The 1,005-nt window shown below is 50.0% G+C and carries 1 pseudogene; it reads left to right on the forward strand.

The window, feature by feature from the left end:
- Positions 1–1,005 (forward strand): annotated as a pseudogene (locus H8K33_RS19630) (Calx-beta domain-containing protein); the annotation flags it as partial.

A 1,005-nucleotide genomic window follows, 5' to 3' on the forward strand; every position in this document is an offset into this window, starting at 1 on the left:
ATGATGATCAACCAACGATCACGACAGTCGAACCAGGTGCACCAGGTGTTGCAGGTGACACGGTCATCGAAGGTAATGATCTGGTCTACACAGTCAGCTTAAGCGCAGCGACAACGATTGCGTCGACTTATGCCTACAACTTAGGTGGTGGTACAGCAACTGCGGGTAGTGATTACAACAGCACAGCGACATTCAACAATGGTGTCACTTTGGTTGGTGGCAATCTGATTGTTCCAGCCGGTGTTTCTAGCTTCACAGTCACCGTCGCCACGATCAATGATGCTGTCGTTGATAGTGCCTCTCCAGAATCTTTACCATTAGTGATTGGTGGCGTGACAGGTAATGGCGGCATCATCGATGATGATCAACCAACGATCACGACAGTCGAGCCAGGTGCACCAGGTGTTGCTGGTGACAATGTGGTTGAAGGCAATGATCTGGTCTATACAGTTTCTTTGTCCGCAGCGACAACCATCGCTTCGACCTATGCCTACAACTTAGGTGGTGGCACAGCAACTGCGGGTAGTGATTACAACAGCACAGCGACATTCAACAATGGTGTCACTTTAGTCGGTGGTAACTTAATCGTTCCAGCCGGTGTTAGCAGTTTCACAGTCACAGTCGCCACAATTAACGATGCAGTCGTCGACAGTGCTTCCCCAGAATCCTTACCGTTAGTGATCGGTGGTGTGACAGGTAACGGTGGCATCATCGATGATGATCAACCAACGATCACGACAGTCGAACCAGGTGCACCAGGTGTTGCTGGTGACAATGTGGTTGAAGGTACGAGCTTGGTCTACACGGTATCCTTGTCAGCAGCGACAACGATTGCGTCGACTTATGCCTACAACTTAGGTGGTGGTACAGCAACTGCTGGTAGTGATTACAACAGCACAGCGACATTCAACAATGGTGTCACTTTGGTTGGTGGCAATCTGATTGTTCCAGCCGGTGTTTCTAGCTTCACAGTCACCGTCGCCACGATCAATGATGCTGTCGTTG

It is taken from the genome of Affinundibacterium amnicola, from assembly GCF_014284275.1.
GTDB lineage: Bacteria > Pseudomonadota > Gammaproteobacteria > Burkholderiales > Burkholderiaceae_D > Undibacterium > Undibacterium amnicola.